General features: G+C 49.8%; 17 protein-coding genes. 12 read left to right on the forward strand and 5 right to left on the reverse strand.

Translation table 11 applies throughout. The features are described from left to right. Positions 1-32 precede the first annotated feature (32 nt). Genes JXQ28_13540 through nrfD form a run of 3 tightly spaced genes read left to right on the forward strand, consistent with a single transcriptional unit; the run spans position 33 to position 3,458 of the window. Complete coding sequence (locus JXQ28_13540) at positions 33-731, forward strand: hypothetical protein (GenBank protein MBN2278755.1); 699 nt, start codon at positions 33-35, stop codon at positions 729-731. Continuing rightward, on the forward strand, positions 731-1,534 hold the full coding sequence (locus JXQ28_13545; protein MBN2278756.1) for a 4Fe-4S dicluster domain-containing protein: 804 nt from the start codon (positions 731-733) through the stop codon (positions 1,532-1,534). The genes JXQ28_13540 and JXQ28_13545 overlap by 1 nt, the downstream gene beginning before the upstream one ends. Then, on the forward strand, positions 1,527-3,458 hold the full coding sequence (gene nrfD, locus JXQ28_13550) for a polysulfide reductase NrfD (protein ID MBN2278757.1): 1,932 nt from the start codon (positions 1,527-1,529) through the stop codon (positions 3,456-3,458). Before JXQ28_13545 ends, nrfD begins: the two co-directional genes overlap by 8 nt. A gap of 343 nt (positions 3,459-3,801) precedes the next feature. Here the strand turns inward: nrfD and JXQ28_13555 are convergent, their stop codons facing one another. Then, positions 3,802-4,815 (reverse strand): methyltransferase domain-containing protein, encoded by a 1,014-nt coding sequence (locus tag JXQ28_13555; protein MBN2278758.1) that lies wholly within the window; start codon positions 4,813-4,815, stop codon positions 3,802-3,804. A gap of 985 nt (positions 4,816-5,800) precedes the next feature. After that, positions 5,801-6,343, reverse strand: coding sequence for a hypothetical protein (locus tag JXQ28_13560; GenBank protein ID MBN2278759.1), 543 nt, complete (start codon positions 6,341-6,343; stop codon positions 5,801-5,803). A gap of 593 nt (positions 6,344-6,936) precedes the next feature. Between JXQ28_13560 and JXQ28_13565 the strand changes: the two genes are divergently transcribed. Further along, positions 6,937-9,576 carry a cation-translocating P-type ATPase gene (locus tag JXQ28_13565; protein MBN2278760.1) on the forward strand — a complete coding sequence of 880 codons (2,640 nt, stop codon included), beginning with the start codon at positions 6,937-6,939 and terminating at the stop codon, positions 9,574-9,576. Between the two features lie 47 nt (positions 9,577-9,623). Next, positions 9,624-9,794: a hypothetical protein gene (locus tag JXQ28_13570; GenBank protein MBN2278761.1), complete on the forward strand. Its 171-nt coding sequence runs from the start codon at positions 9,624-9,626 to the stop codon at positions 9,792-9,794. A 453-nt stretch (positions 9,795-10,247) separates the two neighbouring features. On the opposite strand, the gene JXQ28_13575 is transcribed toward JXQ28_13570, so the two are convergent. Next, positions 10,248-10,895 (reverse strand): class I SAM-dependent methyltransferase, encoded by a 648-nt coding sequence (locus JXQ28_13575; protein MBN2278762.1) that lies wholly within the window; start codon positions 10,893-10,895, stop codon positions 10,248-10,250. A gap of 354 nt (positions 10,896-11,249) precedes the next feature. Here JXQ28_13575 and JXQ28_13580 point away from each other — a divergent pair, with 354 nt between their 5' ends. Further along, positions 11,250-11,717 (forward strand): hypothetical protein, encoded by a 468-nt coding sequence (locus JXQ28_13580; protein MBN2278763.1) that lies wholly within the window; start codon positions 11,250-11,252, stop codon positions 11,715-11,717. Positions 11,718-12,023: 306 nt separating this feature from the next. Here JXQ28_13580 and JXQ28_13585 read toward each other — a convergent pair whose 3' ends face one another. Together JXQ28_13585 and JXQ28_13590 are read right to left on the reverse strand one after the other, a co-directional pair. Next, positions 12,024-12,284 carry a hypothetical protein gene (locus tag JXQ28_13585; protein ID MBN2278764.1) on the reverse strand — a complete coding sequence of 87 codons (261 nt, stop codon included), beginning with the start codon at positions 12,282-12,284 and terminating at the stop codon, positions 12,024-12,026. A gap of 232 nt (positions 12,285-12,516) precedes the next feature. Next, positions 12,517-13,104, reverse strand: coding sequence for a tail fiber domain-containing protein (locus JXQ28_13590; GenBank protein ID MBN2278765.1), 588 nt, complete (start codon positions 13,102-13,104; stop codon positions 12,517-12,519). Positions 13,105-13,440: 336 nt separating this feature from the next. On the opposite strand from JXQ28_13590, the gene JXQ28_13595 reads away from it, so the two are divergent. The 6 genes from JXQ28_13595 to JXQ28_13620 all read left to right on the forward strand — a co-directional run bounded on the left by JXQ28_13595 (position 13,441) and on the right by JXQ28_13620 (position 18,887). Then, a complete protein-coding gene (locus JXQ28_13595; protein MBN2278766.1) occupies positions 13,441-15,201 on the forward strand; it encodes a thiol-activated cytolysin family protein in 1,761 nt (586 codons plus the stop codon). Between the two features lie 214 nt (positions 15,202-15,415). Then, on the forward strand, positions 15,416-15,769 hold the full coding sequence (locus JXQ28_13600) for a DsrE family protein (protein ID MBN2278767.1): 354 nt from the start codon (positions 15,416-15,418) through the stop codon (positions 15,767-15,769). Positions 15,770-15,818: 49 nt separating this feature from the next. Further along, on the forward strand, positions 15,819-16,484 hold the full coding sequence (locus JXQ28_13605; GenBank protein ID MBN2278768.1) for a methyltransferase domain-containing protein: 666 nt from the start codon (positions 15,819-15,821) through the stop codon (positions 16,482-16,484). 249 nt (positions 16,485-16,733) lie between these two features. After that, positions 16,734-17,015 carry a winged helix-turn-helix transcriptional regulator gene (locus JXQ28_13610; GenBank protein ID MBN2278769.1) on the forward strand — a complete coding sequence of 94 codons (282 nt, stop codon included), beginning with the start codon at positions 16,734-16,736 and terminating at the stop codon, positions 17,013-17,015. A 163-nt stretch (positions 17,016-17,178) separates the two neighbouring features. Beyond that, positions 17,179-18,153, forward strand: coding sequence for an ATP-binding cassette domain-containing protein (locus JXQ28_13615; protein MBN2278770.1), 975 nt, complete (start codon positions 17,179-17,181; stop codon positions 18,151-18,153). Next, a complete protein-coding gene (locus tag JXQ28_13620) occupies positions 18,150-18,887 on the forward strand; it encodes an ABC transporter permease (GenBank protein ID MBN2278771.1) in 738 nt (245 codons plus the stop codon). Before JXQ28_13615 ends, JXQ28_13620 begins: the two co-directional genes overlap by 4 nt. Positions 18,888-18,954 lie beyond the last annotated feature (67 nt).

Below are 18,954 nucleotides of genomic sequence, written 5' to 3' on the forward strand. Positions count from 1 at the left end.
TATGCCGGCCTGTGAATATTGAAAGGATACCTATGGAACCATGGATTGATTTTGCGAAGGGTCCCCTGTTCGCCTTAACTTTTATGATTATGATTCTCGGCCTCTTGCGCCTGGTGGTGATTCAGGTCTATACCCTCATCACCGGTAAGGGGCGGCGCCTGCGCAACGCCCCCTGGCGCAAAATTCTCACCGAGACCGCCAGCTGGGTGGTCCCGGTAAAACACCTGATTCCCGGCACCAAGTTCTTCTCGACGGTTTCGTTTTTGTTCCATATCGGGATAATCATGGTGCCGTTATTTCTGGCCGACCATATCGCTCTCTGGGAAAAGTTTTTCGGTTTCAACCTGCCGGAAATCGGATACGATCTGGCTGACTTTTTGACTGTCTTCACTATCGCCTGCGTAATCTTCCTGTTTTGTTATCGAACTTTTTCGCAGAGGATTCGCTCGATGAGCATGCGCTCGGACTACAATATTTTAATTCTGGTTTTCATTCCTTTCGTAAGCGGATTCCTGGCTTCGCATCCCTCGTTTAACCCAATTTCGTGGGAGGCGATGTTCCTGCTTCATATTTTGAGCGCGGAACTGCTTTTTCTCGTGATCCCTTTCACGAAACTGGCGCATATCGTGCTGTTCTTTTTTGACCGCATATCCGGGCTCCACTGGCAACTTCGACCCGGCGCCGGCGACAAAGTGGCAGAGGCCCTTTTTGGTGAGGAGGCAAAAGTCTGATGTATGGTATATTAATCGATGTTACTCGGTGTACCGCCTGCGAGAAATGCGTTTACGCCTGCATTGAACAGAATAAACTCGATTTACGACTCGCCGAAAGGGACCGGGCCGTGACTCCCGACGGTCTCTCGGCTCATCGCCTCTCGACCGTGTTGAAGGTTGACGACGGCCGGTTCGCGCGTAAAAGTTGTATGCATTGTCTGGAGCCGAGCTGTGTCTCAGCCTGCCTGGTCGGCGGACTTACAAAAACACCTGAGGGTCCGGTGGTATACGACGCCGACAAATGTATCGGGTGCCGCTATTGCATGCTGGCCTGCCCCTTCCAGATCCCGCGCTACCAGTGGGAAAAAACCCTGCCCTTCATGGTCAAGTGTGACATGTGCTCTGCCCGCCTGGAACAAAATCGGCAACCAGCCTGTGTCGAGGCCTGCCCCGAGGGTGCGCTGATTTTCGGTGACCGCGACAAACTTCTCCTTGAGGCTGAAAAAAGAATCAGAGAAAACCCGGATCGTTATCAAAATCATATCTGGGGTGAAAAGGAGTTCGGGGGTACTTCGGTGATGTATATTTCCGATGTTGACCTGGCCTCACTTGGCTGGCCGACTGCGGAGCCGAAGTCGATTCCGTCTTTAACCGAACCGCTCGTTCACAAAACACCGTTTATCGGGTTGGGAGTGGCGGTCGGATTGGTCAGCCTGAACTGGGTTATCAAGCGGCGTAATAAACTGGCCGGGGAACAAGATGACAAGAGCGGCCGACGGCAATCATCCGACGAGTCGACAAAGGAGGTGGACCGTGACTAAGCGCACCCGGGTGTTTAAGGACGTCCTCTGGATTATAGCCCTCGCAGGACTGGTCGCGGCCGCGTTCCGGCTCTGGTTCGGGCTGGGCGCGACCACCAATCTTTCCGATTCGCTTCCCTGGGGTTTCTGGAAAATTCTCAATATGGTCGGCGGGGTAGCTCTATCCACCAGCGGTTTCATGGTTGGCTTATTGGTTTATGTCCTGCGGTTGGAACGTTTCCGGCCTTACGTGAAACCGGCTATTTTAATCGCTTTTCTCGGCTATGGCTGTTCCTGCCTGGCCCTTTTGTTCGATATCGGACTTCCGCACCGATTCTGGCATCCCATTTTCATGTGGAATATCAACTCCTTTCTCTTTGAGGTTTTCTGGTGTGTTCTTCTGTATTTCACGGTAACCGCTATCGAACTGGCCCCAACCATATTTGAACATTTTAACACTGAAAAAATCGTAAAAATATTACATCGTATTGCCTTTGTTGTGGTCGTTATCGGTATCTCGCTCTCGAGCCTGCACCATTCCTCCCTCGGTTCGCTCTTTCTGGTAACGCCGCAACGCCTGCACGCGCTCTGGTACACTCCCTGGCTGCCGTTTCTGTTTATTGTCTCAACTATGGGCGCCGGGCTGATGGTGGTGGTGTTGATCAGAATTCTCTGGGCGCGATGGTACGACAGCGATGCGGTGTTCGGTCCCAAAGTCGACAAACCGACACCTGTTATCAGCGTCATCAATGGTTTGACCACCAGTGTACTCCGGCAGGGTCCCGAGGGTTCTGAGATGCCGCATATCCGTTCCCTGGCAAGTATTGCCGCAGGGATTCTCGGTCTCTATCTCGGGTTGAAAATCATTGATCTGTTCGCCCACGGTGGTTGGGAGGCGCTTCTGGCCGGAACCTGGGAGAGCTGGCTGTACTTGGTCGAGTTGAGCCTGGCCGCCGTAATTCCGATTATACTGATGGTCCTGCCTGCTACCCGCAGATCCCCGGTCGGGGTCGGTATCGCGGCGGGATCGGCCGCGCTGGGTCTGGCATTGAATCGTCTCGATGTCGGCATTTTCGGCTATTTCCATAGTGCCGCCAAGCTTTATTTCCCGTCTCTGATTGAATGGGCGGTAACGTTGGGCGTTGTAGCCGCGGCCGGATTGGTTTTCTTTTTTATCGCCGAGCATTTTTCTATTTTCAGCGAACATCCTCCGGCCGAACGAAGTCAGGCGGGTTTGTTTCGACTGTCTTTCGGGAACCTGCGGCAGTTATGGAACACGGCGCTGACCGACAGCCTGCACCGGGTTTCACTGATTGCCGTGTTCATTATCCCGCTGGGCTTTGTCCTGATGTATCCCCCGTATTATAACGATACTCCTCAATTGGTCCGTCCTGCGGCAGGGGTTGACATGGAACGGAAGGTCTTGAATATCGATGGAAATCGCAGTGGTTTGAAAACCGAGTTTGCCCACGCCGAACATCAAAAACGCCTGGGGGATTCCACCTCGTGCGAAAAATGCCACCACATCTCCCTTCCGAATGATAAATCGACACCCTGTTCGCGCTGTCATCGCCACATGAACGCGCCCTCGTGTATTTTCAACCACGAGGAACACCTGGCTTTCGTGGCCGAGGACGTCCGGTTGGCCGGGTGGCACCCTGAAAATCATTCCTGCCTGCAATGTCACCCGGACGACAGCCCGAAAACGGCGGCTAACGTCAAAGACTGCATGTCATGTCACGATAAAGACATGTTCCTGACAGATCATCCGCTCCCGGATACAGACCTGAAACAGGCCAATTCGTTTATGGAGGCAATGCACCTGACCTGTGTGGAATGTCACAAGAAGGAAGCGGCCAAACTCAACAAACCGCATCTTGGTGATTGCCAAACATGTCATGAATCTTTGCGATCACGACCACTACCGGAACCCAGGATTTTATAATCGGATCGTAAAAGCCCTTCCAAATATTAGAAGGGTTTTTTATTGATTATATATGCGGGTAAAAAGTTCCAAGGTTGATTTTGGGGCTGCGGGAGGATTTGTCAGGCGATCTCAGATTAATAAGCGGCCCCGATATCACTCACCTTGAACTTTTGTGGGTTTTGAGTTCTATGTCCAGTTATGCCACACCCACGATCAATAGTCTCAACCCAAGTCGAAAGCCTTGCGCCATTTGGATAATCCGAACCACCGAGAAGCGCTATCAGAAATACATCATCCTGGGAGCATGTCCATTGTCCTGCCGAAGGAAATAGATCACACATATGTTCGTGTGAGTATCAGCCTAATCTTCGGAGCCGATGGATTTTATGTGGTAAAGGTGTCGGCTTTCCCGCCTGTCTTTAATTATCTCGACCAGTTGTTCAGCCTCGTTGGCTCGACTTTCGTATAAATCCATATATCCATCCCTCTTAAAATCGTTTTTCAATTCCTCAGCTATTTTCTTCTCTTTGCGCCAGATCTCATACTCATTTTCCGTGAAACACCACGTCCGGTATGAAAGCCCATTATTGTGCAGAACCGTTGCAAGCCTGGTGGAATCCGCATCGAGAAAATCTCTTGATTCATCCGGCTTGATAATTTGGCTGTAGAACAAGCCCATCTGTCCGGCATTGCCAATAATTTTCTTCATTGCTCCTACTGCCTTATCGAGATCATCAACGAAATAGAGCGTGTCCAACGCAACGATTGTGTCAAACGAATTAGAAGGAAAATTAAGATCATTCATATCACCGACGCAGAAAGACAATCGGTCCCGTTTCATCGCGGTTCGTTTGTTGGCTCGATCAATAACACCCTCTGCGAAATCCACTCCCATGATCCTCGCCCCTGTCATGTCGGATAAATATTCGGTAATTCTGCCGATTCCACAACCAAGATCGAGTACGCTGTTAGCGGGAGTCAGATCAAGTACTTCTATAAGTATGTCCAATTGTTTCCTGTCGACTATGCTGCACTGGCAGAGATCGATGCCATACACCAGTTCACAGAAACGCGAGTAGGTTTTGCACTCATAAGATTTAATCATCCATTCATCGAAGTCGGAACTCATCTTCCTTTTGCGAAACTCCGCCGCCAGTTGGGCGACCTCGTCCGATAAGGAATAGAGACCATTGTCGAATTGAAGATGACCCTTAGCCATTAGGCTATCGTAGGCTTCGGTCCAATCCACAAGATCATCGCCGAAGAATTGCTTTCCAAAATCATCGAGGACAGATTTATTGGGCGGCTCCCTTCTGAGCACGATGCTCCTGATCCCGATTAATAGTTGTTTCTCGGCTTCGGAGAACTCCGGCATTAGAAAACTCCATCCAATTTGTGACTGGCAAACGCCTTAGTCTGCCCCTTACTCCACTTATTGACCAGCTAATGTATAAAAAACGAGTTGCTGATACCTCTCAAAGTATATTAAATTATCGAATATTTTACAATAAAAAAATATCATGATCAGGGGGACATAATAAAAGCGGGGTTGACAGCTCAATAGACAGTACTTTCTGCCTTGAATTCAGCCTGGGACAAAAAGCGGGGGCAATTTGACGGATTCCGCAACTTTTTATTGTTTGAGAAAACCGGTGGCAATATCGTTTTCAAATAGCATATTAGTCCTATTGTAATAAACCCCAATATTACTCCCGGAAAAACGTTGTGAGCTTTGAGCTTACAACACTGTCAGTCTATGTGATAAGCGGTGGAAGTCATTGGAAGATAATCAGATGAAAAGCAAATGGTGGGAGGGTGGCTATGTCGCCTGTGAATGTTTTCAACATATTGTTCTTTAAAGTTTTCCTTTTCAAAATCCGAATGTCAATAGTATGAAGAAGATTATATTGACATTAATAACAATTCTTTGTAGTTGGTTGGGCTGGTGGATTGGTGATCATATCGGGTTGATGACCGCCCTTATTCTCAGTATGGTAGGTACCGGGTTGGGAATTTATTTCGGTCGTCGTTTGATACAATTTTAAATGTTTATTCCATTAAAAGAAATTCCAGTCAAAGCCGAAGAGGACTCAGTTCTTTGCCATCAAAATGTCTGTTAAAAGACACGACTCTTTATCCCACCTGCAGAAATCCGTTTGATATCTTCGCCAAAGGGACATGTACAAAAATACGGCCTCAATATTACTCTCCCTAAATTTTTGTGGAATTCGACTTTGGAGTAAAGACGTCGTATTCAACAGAAAACGGAACGCGTTGGAAGTTGATCAACTGAAGCACAGTGAAAGGGCTTTCCGCTTATCTCGGTTACACCGGTTAAATTAAAAAGGACTTTGATCCCATTAGGAAATGCAGGCGGCTATTATTGCTGTCATAGAGGCTCCGTCTTCCATAGCCAGCACGCCAACATACATCGCAAGGATTGCCAGAAGAGTTAAAGTCGAATTATCTATCTTTGAAGATCCAATAGTAATTTGTGCCATCTCAAGAGTGGCAAAACCCCCGTGACCCATCGACAGAACCACATTCCCGGCTTCATCTGTCAAAGTAAAATTAGCCTTCCAAAATGAATCCGATTTCCAGTGAAAAGTCTTGCCGCCCTCAATCGTAACATTTCCATCCCCTTTCCAGTTGGGGGTGAACAGACCAAGATCGGATTCGGACCCTTCCCTCCTGATCGAAACCTGTGTTGCGAAGAAACCTATGCGTTTGAGTGACCATGTACCATTTGTCGATTCTCCTGTTGCCAATGAGCCGCATGGCTTTGTCCAGCACAGGCGAGCCAGTAAATCATGTCCATGATAAAGCTCGTATGCGGCAGGAGAAATTCCCTTCAAACGTTTCCATTGCAGGACCGTTCCGGGTTGGTCTGGTATCATCTTCATACATAAACCTTTCGTGTCATAATTTCTTCTTTTACCTGTTAATACGAGTCTTGATAAGAGTAGTTGCCGGCAGATCGTAGCTTGGCTTGGATTTTGCCAACAACTAATGTATTCTAAACGGATTTTTAACAAAAGCGGGGGATGGCAGTAATATTAACATAATTGTTTTTCATTATTCACCGCATACTCGATTCAATAATTGGCTATTATGCTATTCGGAACAAGAACTCTTTATTGTAATACTGTAACTTATAGATATATAACATGATAAAAAGCAGCCCCGAACTCATTCCCCCCAAACTTCTGTGGAATTCATCTTTCAGGTCAAACTGAGCTATTCCATGGTAAGTAGAACCCGTTGGAAAACAATCACATAGTCAGCGACACGTCCTGCGCCAAAACGGGCGGGCCTTGGCCCTAGCTTGCATTAGTTGTTGACCTTCGGCCCGTAGTCGACTACTATCTAACTGACCAGCACGATGTCGCAGATCGGCATACCGTCAGCCGCTTATGGCGGGACACGAGCCGCTTGAACGGTCAACTGAAGAAGGAGCAAAGTGAATTCCAGATTAACGAACAAACCCGACACCTCCATAGCGTGGTTTAACCTCGCCGAAGAACAGGTATTTCAGAGATTACGCACATCCCGAACGGGCCTCACTTCTCAGGATGCAAACGAGCGGCTCTCCGAATCGGGTCGAAATGAGCTGATTGAAAAGTCCAAAAGGACGCGTTTGGCTATGTTTTTCGATCAGTTCAGGGACTTCATGATCACCGTACTCATCGGTGCAGCGATCGTCGCCGGCTTGACGGGTGATATCGGCGATACCGTTGCGATCATCGTGATAGTAATCCTGAATGCGGTGATAGGTTTTGTGCAGGAGATCCGAGCTGAAAAGGCCATGGCCGCTCTCAAAAAGATGGTGGCCCCCGAGGCCATCGTCCTGCGGGACGGCGCCACGGCTACCGTTCCGGCTTCATCACTTGTCCCGGGAGATATTGTAATCCTGGAAACCGGCAGAATTGTCCCCGCGGACTTACGGCTGATAGAGACCATTAGTCTGAAAGTCGATGAATCAGCATTAACGGGGGAATCGACGCCGGTTTCAAAGATCTCTGACGCATTGCTCGACGATTCGTTGCCTGTTGCTGACCGTACCAACATGGCGTTCAAAAGTACGCCCGTCGTTTTGGGTCGAGGGATTGGTGTTGTCGTTGCGACCGGCATGGCCACGGAGTTTGGTAAGATTGCCCGGATGCTTCAAAGCGAAGAGGAGGTCAAAACGCCGCTCCAGCAACGCTTGGCGCGGTTTGGCCGAAACCTCGCCATCGTCGTCCTGCTTCTGTGTGCAGTGTTCTTCATTGCCGGGCTTCTTCGTGGCGAAGAACCACTGCTGATTCTCCTGACCGCCATTTCACTTGCGGTTGCGGCGATCCCGGAGGCCCTGCCCGCTGTTGTGACCATATCGCTCGCTCTCGGAGCCCGCAAACTGGTCAAACAAAATGCACTGATCAGACGACTGCCGGCTGTCGAAACGCTTGGATCGGTCACGTATATCTGTTCGGACAAAACCGGTACCCTGACTGTGAACAAAATGCACGTTGAGGCCCTCTTCGTGGACAACGAAGTCCTCTCGGCCGCCGATCCCGATCAAAAAATGCGGGGCCTCGAAAAACATCACCTACTGATGACTGCCATGGCGCTGAGCAATGACGCTTCGGTTGATAAAGACGGCGGACTTATCGGGGATCCAACTGAGACAGCTCTTTACATGATGGCTCGACAAGCCGGCTTCGACAAGGACGAGCTGGTCACACGTTATCCGCGGGTGGCCGAAGTAGCCTTCGACTCCGCACGCAAGCGGATGACAACATTCCATCGCTGGGAGAACGGCGGTTTCATTTCGTTTACCAAAGGCGCCGTGGAGTCGATGATTGATCTTTGCGTCGACCGCCAGTCATCGTCCGAAACGAAGCCATTGGACGGTGATCGGGTAATGGAAACCGCCGAGCGCATGGCGAGCGAAGGACTACGAACACTTGGAATTTGTCTGCGGCTGTGGAACCGACTTCCGGAAGATTTGAACGCCGAGAATGTAGAAGCCGAGATGACCTTTTTGGGCCTGGCGGGCTTGATGGATCCGCCCAGGGACGAGGCGGCTGAAGCGGTGAAGCTATGCAAATCAGCAGGCATTACACCTGTCATGATTACCGGTGATCATCCGGTGACGGCTCTGGCGATTGCGGAACGTGTCGGCATCGCCGAAAAACAGCCCGGTATTGCCATAACCGGAGCAGAGCTGGACCGCCTTTCCCCGGACGAATTTGAATCGCGAGTAGAGGATATTCGAGTCTACGCCAGGGTTGCCCCGGAACAGAAGCTGAGGATCATTAAGGCCCTTCAGAACAAAGGACAATATGTGGCCATGACCGGCGATGGTGTCAATGACGCTCCCGCCTTACGACGTGCTAACATAGGCCTCGCAATGGGGCTTACGGGCACCGACGTCTCCAAAGAGGCCGCTCATATGATCCTTCTGGACGACAACTTCGCAACCATTGTAAAGGCCGTCCGGGAGGGTCGTCGCATTTTCGACAATATCCGTAAGTTCATCAAATACACCTTGACCAGCAATTCCGGCGAACTCTGGACATTATTTATCGCCCCGTTTCTGGGACTGCCCATTCCACTCTTGCCGATCCACATTCTTTGGATAAACATCGTCACAGATGGACTTCCGGGATTAGCGCTGGCATCCGAACCGGCCGAGCGGGGTATCATGCAGAAGCCGCCACGGCCTCCCGATGAGAGCATATTTGCCCAAGGGCTTGCAGTCGACGTCATCTGGATAGGACTGCTCATGGGGCTCGTCACCATCACGACTCAGAAGCTGGCCATTATGGCTGGAATCGAAAACTGGCAGACGATGGTATTGACTGTTCTCTGCTTCAGCCAATTGGGATACGCTTTCTCGATACGATCCGAACAAGAATCCCTTCTCAAGCGAGGGATCCTGACCAACAAAGCGCTCCTGGCTGCTATTGTGCTGACGGTCGCACTGCAGTTGGCCGTTATCTATATCCCCTTGCTGAACCCCGTGTTCCACACGGCCCCGCTCAGCCTTACCGAAGTGCTGATTACCTTTGGACTATCCGCGATAGTCTTCTTTGCCGCGGAACTCAAGAAGCTTGTAGTTATCAAATACATTAGCAAAAGAGAGAGGAATCGATGAAGAGGTTACTGCTCTTGCTCATTTGTTTGACTTTGGCTGCGGGCCTCATGCTTGGATGTGCTAACGAGAAAAAAGAAGACGTGGAGGATAAGACCTCGGCAACTCAAATTCGAGATGATGACACCACCGGCGGTCAATGCGACACTGGAGATGATAGGGCGGACGAGGATGCCGAGTCCGACCCACTCGAATCCAAAACCGAAGGTCCAGAGGATTGACGCGGTAGATGAAGGAGACACCTCCAGATTCTTCGGTACTGCTTTTCTGGGATTCACGAGTGCTCCTCAGGAAGTTCGGATGTACAACACTTCAGGTAGAATCATCCGTGTGAAAGGATCAAGTAAAGTCGTCAAGTCAAAAACAGAGAATGTTGTGAGGGACCATTGACATTCGGCAGCAAGCAAGGCCGAGGGTATTGGGAGAGTGAGGTTTGCAAGGGATTGCAGGTTGTAACCTATTGATCTGCAATAGAATAAAAAAGCTGGCCCAATATCATTTTCCCCCAAATATTGTGGTTTTTTATTCCCCAATCGGGCTTCTCAATGCCAGAATCGGGGGAAGTCGTAGGAAAGTATTGCATTAGTGGTCCAGTTATTTGTTTCGTCTACTGGCCATTATGCATGGTCTGCTTATGCCAGGGATACACTATTTTGCAGATTTCGGTTCCGTTCTTAATTCCGACTCTCAAGTATAACCATTTCCCGACACCCATACCAGAAAACGGAACGGTGAGTGATTGTTGCCTTGATAGAGGAATCTTTTAGAATGCCGCCAATGCCGTCGGCTTCCAGATAGTCGGCGAACGACCTGTAGTGCTGCGGTCCACCTATAACCTCCACCATACGCAAAGCCATCCCGTGGATATTCTTAGGAAGAGGGGCCAGCGAATCGACAATGACCATCTTTTTTGCAACACGCGACGCCTCCTTTACAGCTGCGATCTGAATTGGCCTGGGAACCTCATGGAGTAAAAACAGCATCGTAGCGAAATCGAAATCGCGTGGCTCGAAACAGGCAAGATCAGCGGCATCGCAGGATTGGAAGTGGACTGTGTCATATCGGTTGCGTTTCCGGGCGAATTTGACCATCCTTAGAGACAGGTCGATGCCGAGGACGCGGCAATTCTTCTGTGCGGCGAGCTCAAAACAAAGCTCACCGGTGCCGCATGCAATATCCAGTACAGATGACGCACTCGGTATCATGTCAATTACCTTCCTGCGAGCCACAGCCAACGGTCGATCCCAGAGCATGTGGTAAATAGTGCCATGCATGAAGCGGTCTTTGGCGTCGATATGCGCACTATGCTTATTGTCTATCACTTAATACCCATCCAACATAATCAACTTCGAACTCCTGCCTGAGCAAAGACAGAGCTGTCTTTTGCCTAATATATGATGGCTAATTGAATTGCGCTACAAAAAAAACCGGCCTGAGCCCGGGCAGGCAATTCCACTGAGGATTTATACTCGGAAGATCCTTATCAAACGGGACAAGATTAAACGTGAGACTTTGAAATTAAGAAAATATCACAATCTGAAAAATATATTGAATCTATAACATAAACAACTTGATATGATCAAAAGTATTTCTTATAGTTTAATCGATAATATTTGAAAGGTTTCAACAATTTTCATTTCACGATCTATCTTTTAACGAAACAGAAGGAGGTTATGATGAAACGGTACTGGGCCGTTGTACTTTGTCTGATTGTGGCAGGACTGCTTATGAATGCGTGTTCCGATGATTCGCCAAGCTCCTCCGGTAACAATGATCCGTCACCGTCTGTCTACACCATCCTCGCCACTGATTCGGTGGGCGTCACGATTACCGTTTCCGATGGTGAACGCATTCAGATCACGACTACTGACTCGGTCAATTCCAATCCGGGCGGAGTGGTCCTGGACTGCGACCTGTGGACCGACGCCGATGGTATCGCGACGTGTCAATACGTGACGACCGAACCCAGCTGCCGCAATCTGCCGTTCATGGCTCTCATCGGATATATGGGAGAAGACTATTTCCTGATCGGTATAGACTTCGACAGTACGTTCGCGACCGGTGATGATCTTCAACTCCTGATTAACGACTGGGTGTTTGACGATAACCAGGGCCAGTTTGTGGTGTCGTTGACACGACGATAATCACGCCCGGAGCTTTGCGATTTGAGAACTTTTTGAGTGACTGCCGGCTATAGCCGGGCAACCCATCTTTTGGGAAGGTTTCCCGAAAAGCATTAAACCGATGCAATGCATCGGTTTATCAAAATATGCGGGGTTGACTGTTCAATAAGCAGAACTTATAAGAGCAGGCTAGAACCGGAATAATAAAGCCGCTCCGATATCACTCTCCCCAAACTCCGGTTGAGTTCACATTTACGGTGAGATCTTACTGCTCTACAGCATGTGGAGGTCGTTGTATGATCATTGAGTTCGGTAATGATGGTTAACCTAATCCTTCACACACCGAATCGAGAACCCGGCAGCCTTATCGTACGGGTCGCAGCTGATATATGATTCATCGTACCACATGGTTCGGTACAATGCTTTACCAGCACTATACTCTGTAGAAGACCAGAAAAAAGAGCATTCATATAAAATGAGGAAGTCAGCTGTTGCGTCTCTGCAGCCACCAAGTAGCGCTGTAAAGCCACTCTCATTGGTAGCCCCGGTATTGGGGCTACGCCAATGCGTCGTATCAGTTTCCTTCAACTTGCCTCCTTCATCTGTCCCATGGTTGCCAAGAGAGTCGGCTGTGGCCGTAATCTAATGGCAAACAATGGGATACAAATGGCGGCCCCCACTTCACTCTCTCCAAACTTGTGTCCATTCCGGTTTCGACTTAAAGCCTGCTATGCCATTATCGACGGAAGTCGTTGGAAGATATTGCATTAACGAGGGCTGTCGTTACGACCTATTGGCTTGTAATGCTATATTAAGCCTATTATTTCGAAATTTCGCCCGCTATTGTTGCTCCATCGCCATTACTGCCATCCTGTTGTGCCAGAATCGATTCCACCAGTGACCTCAAATGGGTCAATCGGACCTTAAGAGCATCATTTTCGATCTTCAGTTCTTTCACCGCCTCGATCAGCACCGGAGTAAGCTTGACATAATCCACAGAGCAATATCCGTCATTGTCCTGCATCACCAACTCGGGGAACACCTCTTTGACCTCTTGGGCAATCAGACCTAACTGGGGTTTATCATCGAATTCATGTTCAGGATATTTGTCTTTCTTCCACTTGAAACTGACACCTCGAAGTTTGTCAATCTCGGCCAAGGCACAGGAGATTGTTTGGATATTTTCCTTATAGCAGGGGTCGCACGCCCCATGGGGTGGAATCCGAACGATTGTGCGAACTACCCTGAAACCCATCTGAAAGGCCGGCCAGATCCCGAACCGCCCGAAGCAGACGATGTCAATTGCGACGGTAACACCAACGTCGGCGATGCCGTCTATCTGATTAATTTCGTTTTCAAAGACGGTCTCGAACCCTGCTGTCCGGGGGCGGGTCATCGGGAAGGACATTCGACTTCCGGGACGGCGGTGTCGTTATTCAGTGCGAAAAATAATCGTACAAGAAATAAGTTCTTTTTGCCATTGAAGTCAAAGCCCGCCTGAGGAAAAGGGCGGGCTTTTTTACTTGCGTCGAGGAGGCCAAAAAACTTCCACGACGGGTGGTTTTTAATGTCGATCCTCGCCTGACTGTAAATGGTGTAATACATTCCGACAACTTGACATCTTATTTACTTGACTCTTTGAATTATAATATATAATTTAAGCTGTTAAGGCATTTACAATACAGTTCTTAAGGCTCGACATCCTTGGATTCTTACACCAAACTCTAACAGAGAGGGTAGGATTATGAATTCAGCGTTTCTATCAGGGCGCATACTGACCGCTCTCACTGTGTTTCTCTTCATCGGTATTTTCATGTCGGGATGTGGCGGTGATGATAGTTCCACCGGGCCCAGTGCGACGATGGCCGATGTGAACACATATATGAATAGCCTGCCGGAATGGGACAATTTTTGCCCGCCGGTTGCTGATGCGGACGGTCCCACCGGCGCAACGGTGGAGAATATCGATGGGGGGCTGTTCTGCCGCACCACTCCCTGTTCGATAACCCAGACGCCTGAACAGGTGGTGACCTACGGTACTTTCTCAAACATTCTCTGGCTGGGAGCGCTGATTCAGGGCGACAGCTATGCTGGCGGCCTGGGATCGATGGAAGAACTGCCAATCCGTCAACGGGCGCCGCTCAAGATCGGCGTGAATTTCCTCACCGGCGACAGTATCAGCACCACTGTTTATAATCCCGATCCGACCACAGTCGGGCAGGCTATCGGCACGTTGATTTCCAATGCCGTCGACAGCGGTTACCATGGTGGCTCGAGCGTCTATTTTACGCAAAAGCGGACATATTCCGTCGAGCAGGCGGCGCTGAGTCTCGGGCTCTCGGCCAAGTACATGGGAGCGTCTATCAAAAACAAGCTTGATTTGTCGTCCGTCCAGCAAAAAAACACGCTCATGGCCTATTTCAAGCAATTCATGTTCGAGACCTATATTGTTCTACCGCAGACCCCCGCGGATATGTTTTCTGATGCATTTACCGAGGATGTCCTTCAGCAGCAGGTCAGCCTGGGGTATATTGGGCCCGATAATCTGCCGGTCTATGTGGCGCGTATTCAGTGGGGCCGGATCATGCTTTTGACCATGAGTTCCGATTCTTCGGTGGTCGACATGACCAATGCCCTGAAAGCTACGTACGGGTCTTTTGGGGTTACCATGAATGCCAAATATCAATCGATCCTGGCGAATTCGGAGATGGAAGTGGTCACCTTCGGTGGCGATGACGCCGATGCCCTGGCGCTTATCAGAAGCGGCGACATCAGTACCTATTTCACGGATTCACCCGACCTCGTGACGGCCTTTCCGATCGGTTATGTCCTGAACAATCTGGCCGACAACTCGGTGGCCAAGGTCGGCGAAACCACTACCTACGAAGTCAAGGAGTGTGTCCAGGCGACCGCGTCGTTTTATACCGATTGGACCCAATGGAAGAATGCCTTCTCGGTGATACCTGACAGCACCATCAACATTTATTTCGAAACCAACGGCACCAACCTGTTGTTATCTCCCGAACTCCAGGGATGGTGGGTACCTGCGATCAACGCCCATCTGGGACACGCGACGATTACGTTTCCTCCTGAAAATACCGGCTATGACTTTGCGTTTGCCCTGACGGCCCTGCAACTCAATTGCCCGTATCCGCTGACGTTCGATGACGACGAGTTCAGCGGCGCCCCCTCCAATATCATCAGTATCGGAGATGTGGGCAACTGCGAGGACGATGACTTTCAAATTGTCGCTTCGGATTTTCGGGATAGCTGCTATATCTTTGCCGTCGGCACCATTGTCGGGAACAACGGTGAGTATACTGCTGAGGAAAAGCTGGAAGTCTTTTACGGCGACCAGAAAATAGCGGAATATCCCAATCATATAGACGGCTTTATAGGAGTGGTCTCAGCGGTGCCGATAACGAAGTTTAAATTCAACGAAGATTCGGGCGATAATGACATTTGGATCAGAGATTTCTGCTTCGGAGTGGCATACAGGAAATAGTGGAACCGATTTTGAATATGCATTAATTAGAATGCGGCAGACGAGGGGAGGCTGCCTCAAAAGCAGGCATGCTCATCTGCCTATCAAGATAGATATGCTATGGCCCTGATACATCAATGTGTCACCGACGGGGTGAGTACGGATGATATTGCGGGCTGGGGGCCAAAATAAAGTTTAGCATTTCAAAGATTGCTGATTCAGTGGGAGGCAGACTATGAAAATTCTCTTTATAATTAACGACGCGCCGTACGGCACTGAAAAAGCATACAATGCCCCTCGCATGGCGATGGCTGTTCAGAAGCAACCCGGCGATAACGAGGTCTATGTGTTTCTTATGGCTGACTCTGTTGCCTGCGCCTTGCCCGGACAGACAACATCGAACGGCTACTACAACATTGAGCGGATGCTCAAGGCAGTTATCAAAAACGGTGGCCATGTTAAAGCCTGCGGAGGCTGCTCGGAAGCGCGTGGAGTCAACAAGCGGCCGCTCATCGATGGCGTGGAAATCAGCAATATGGAACAGTTGGCGAAATGGACAGTCGAAGCGGACAAGATATTGACCTTCTGATGTGTCACTCGCCAAACCCAGGGGCGTTCGTGGCGGGGAGCCTGGCTTGATGTCCTCATTCGATTCCATCGCCGAGGAATATGACCAGTGGTTTGATTCACCGGAAGGCAGAGCCATCTTCGAAACCGAGCTCAGGTGTCTCCGGTCAGTAAGCCCCCAATTTGAGGGGCGATGGATTGAGATAGGCGTTGGAACCGGCCGCTTTGCGGCTGCACTGGGTATGCAGGAAGGTATCGACCCGTCCGCGCCGATGATCGAGATTGCAAAAAGACGTGGTATCCATGTTACTCCGGGGACAGCTGAACAAATCCCATTTCCTGAAAACGCATTTGATGGCATTTTGATGGCGCTCACCCTCTGCTTCGTAAACGATGCCGAAAAAGCCTTGAGTGAATGCCGCAGGGTTCTTTGTCCTTCAGGAAGGCTGTTACTCGGGATTATACCTTCCGACAGTCCTTGGGGCAGAGAATACATCCGTAAAGCTGGTGAGGGGCATTTGATCTACTCCCTGGCTCGCTTTCGCACTATGGAAGAGACACTGAAATTAGTCAAAACATCAGGATTCGAGCTCATTCGGACCGCGAGTGCACTATTCCGGCGACCAGATCAGAAGCCGACAGCGGAGCCGGATGCAACGGCGGGGATCATTCCGGAGGCGGGGTTTATTGGTCTCCTGTTTGAGAAAAGATCTGATCACTCACGGAAACAGCCTTGAGAGTCAGAAACTCACGCCATTCATATCCGAGACAGTCTCCCCAAAGCTTCTGTTAAAATCACGTTTCGAGAGCAGTTTGCTTTTTCAGGCTTGAATCAAGTGTTTTGAAGAGTAATCAATTAGGACTACAAGCTGCGATCTAATCGAGTATCCCGAAACATTATCCAAGAACAGACTATCGTCTACTCTTGACTTTTACCTGTAAATTCATTAAAGTATCTGCGATGATACTTAATTATAGGAGATCCCGTGACTGATTCCTCGGCTCAGGCCCGTATTTTCAAAGTCCTGTCTGTTGAAACACGATTACGAATGCTCAACCTTTTGAAGAAGCGAGCGCTCTGTGTCATTGCCCTCGCCAACGCTTTGGAGATTACTCCGGCGGCAGTATCACAACATCTTCGCATTCTTCGCGATGCCAACGCCGTCATCGCCGACAAGCGGGGCTATTTCGTTCATTACCGGGCCAACACCGAGACCCTGGCCTCGTGGGCTACGGTAGTGGCAGGTCTCCTGGAGTCGGATGATTAGAAACCGCAACAAAGACAAGGAGAAATAACATGTGTAACAAAGACACTTGTTGTCAGAAGCCAGAGAAACTCAAAGGCAAACCAAAAGACTGTACGCCGGAACAAATCAAGGACTGTCATGGCGACGTAAAAGAGCATTCATGCGAGCCAGAGAATAAACAGAAATGAATGACGCCATCGCAGTTGAGCAACTGAGTAAGTCTTTCGAAGAAGTCCGGGCTGTTGCAGACATTTCTTTCGAGGTTACCAGAGGCGAGCTTTTCGGCTTTCTTGGGCCTAATGGCGCCGGCAAGACTACGACCATCAACATGCTCACAGGTCTGGCTCGGCCGGATTCCGGATCGATCACGATCAGCGGCACCGACTGCACTCAGAATCCCCGAGCCGCCCAGCATATGGTGGGTGTCGTACCGGACGAAAGCAATCTGTATCAGGAACTCACCGGTTTCGACAACCTCTGTTTCTGCGCCTCGCTATATGGAATTAAAAAGAAAGAACGAGAGACTCGTGCCCATGAACTTCTGGATATGTTCGGCCTGACCCAGGCAGCAAATCGCAAGTTTGGCGGTTATTCCAAAGGCATGAAACGCAAGTTGACGATTGCCGCCGGTATCATACACAAACCGCCGATTCTCTTCTTAGATGAGCCGACAACCGGTATCGATGTGGCCAGTGCCCGGCAATTGCGGCAGCTGATCGACGATCTTCACCGAAGTGGGACGACCATTTTCCTGACTACGCATTACATCGAAGAAGCGGAGCGGCTTTGTGATCGGATTGCTTTCATCGTGTCGGGGCGGATTATCCGGATTGATACGGTTGAGAATCTTGTCCAACCTATCCAATCCAGGCATGTCGTTCAGTTGGCATGTACGAACTCAATACATGATATTCAAGGCAAGCTTTCTTCCTCGTTTCTGGAACTCCACTTCACTCTCAGCGGAAACGGAATGATCCGGGTTGAATCAAACCAACCAATCGGAGTAGGTCCACTCATCCGCTTTCTTGAAGATAACGGAACTGAAGTGTTGGAGGCCCGCCGAATACGGCCATCTCTTGAGGACGTTTTCGTCCGCATTACCGGACTGGAAGCCGAAGCGATGAGAAAAGAAAAGGAAAAGAGGGGAGGCGGGCAGTGAGATACTGGATCGCTTTCTGGAATATCCTGCTCAAGGATATGCGGACATATTATTTGAAGCCGCCCAACATCAGTTGGGGGCTGATCTTTCCATTGGCCTGGACAGGAATGTTCTTCGTCAAATCCGGAGCTGAACTTGGCAGCATTGCCACCCTGCTTCCCGGCGTGGTGGCTATCTCCATCCTGTTCGGCACCACTTCGATGCTCTCGGTAACGGTCACATTTGAGAAGAAGAACCGTTCCTTTGAACGATTGCTCCTTGCCCCGATTCCATTCGAGCTGCTCATGCTGGCCAAAACCAGTGGAGCAATCTTGTTTGGCGTGGCCAATGCTTTTGTGCCGATCATCATGGCCGCATTCCTTATGGACTTGTCTACACTGGTGTGGGTGGAGTTTATCCCGGCCGTGATCTTGATTGCTATTGCCTCGACCTTCCTGGGCCTCTTCATCGCCGTATCTGTCAGTGAAGTGTTCGAAGCTCAGACTTTTTCGAATTTCTTCCGCTTCCCCATGATCTTCCTGTGCGGGCTTTTCTTTCCGATCGAGAAACTTCCGGTATTCCTGAAACCGCTGGCTTATGCTCTGCCTTTGACTTACGGCGCTGATGTGTTACACGGGGCCGTGCATGGCAGTTATATCTTGCCGTTATCCCTCGACTTATCCCTGCTCATAGCATTCTGCATTGGTCTGTTTGCAGTAAGCCTCTGGAACATCAGGCGCCGGTGGATTCTCTAAGGCGAGACGATAGAAAGTTTGCGGCGAGTGAGGTTTGCCGCTTTACTGAGCCCATAACCGATTGTCA

Source organism: Candidatus Zixiibacteriota bacterium (assembly GCA_016933955.1).
Taxonomy (GTDB): domain Bacteria; phylum Zixibacteria; class MSB-5A5; order GN15; family PGXB01; genus JAFGTT01.

What these genes read in the sequence shown, in the direction of transcription:
- JXQ28_13540 (MBN2278755.1), top strand. Translation starts at nt 33, where the DNA reads ATGGAACCATGGATTGATTTTGCGAAGGGTCCCCTGTTCGCCTTAACT.
- JXQ28_13545 (MBN2278756.1), top strand. Translation starts at nt 731, where the DNA reads ATGTATGGTATATTAATCGATGTTACTCGGTGTACCGCCTGCGAGAAA.
- JXQ28_13555 (MBN2278758.1), bottom strand. Translation starts at nt 4,815, where the DNA reads ATGCCGGAGTTCTCCGAAGCCGAGAAACAACTATTAATCGGGATCAGG.
- JXQ28_13560 (MBN2278759.1), bottom strand. Translation starts at nt 6,343, where the DNA reads ATGAAGATGATACCAGACCAACCCGGAACGGTCCTGCAATGGAAACGT.
- JXQ28_13570 (MBN2278761.1), top strand. Translation starts at nt 9,624, where the DNA reads ATGCTTGGATGTGCTAACGAGAAAAAAGAAGACGTGGAGGATAAGACC.
- JXQ28_13580 (MBN2278763.1), top strand. Translation starts at nt 11,250, where the DNA reads ATGAAACGGTACTGGGCCGTTGTACTTTGTCTGATTGTGGCAGGACTG.
- JXQ28_13590 (MBN2278765.1), bottom strand. Translation starts at nt 13,104, where the DNA reads ATGTCCTTCCCGATGACCCGCCCCCGGACAGCAGGGTTCGAGACCGTC.
- JXQ28_13595 (MBN2278766.1), top strand. Translation starts at nt 13,441, where the DNA reads ATGAATTCAGCGTTTCTATCAGGGCGCATACTGACCGCTCTCACTGTG.
- JXQ28_13600 (MBN2278767.1), top strand. Translation starts at nt 15,416, where the DNA reads ATGAAAATTCTCTTTATAATTAACGACGCGCCGTACGGCACTGAAAAA.
- JXQ28_13605 (MBN2278768.1), top strand. Translation starts at nt 15,819, where the DNA reads ATGTCCTCATTCGATTCCATCGCCGAGGAATATGACCAGTGGTTTGAT.
- JXQ28_13615 (MBN2278770.1), top strand. Translation starts at nt 17,179, where the DNA reads ATGAATGACGCCATCGCAGTTGAGCAACTGAGTAAGTCTTTCGAAGAA.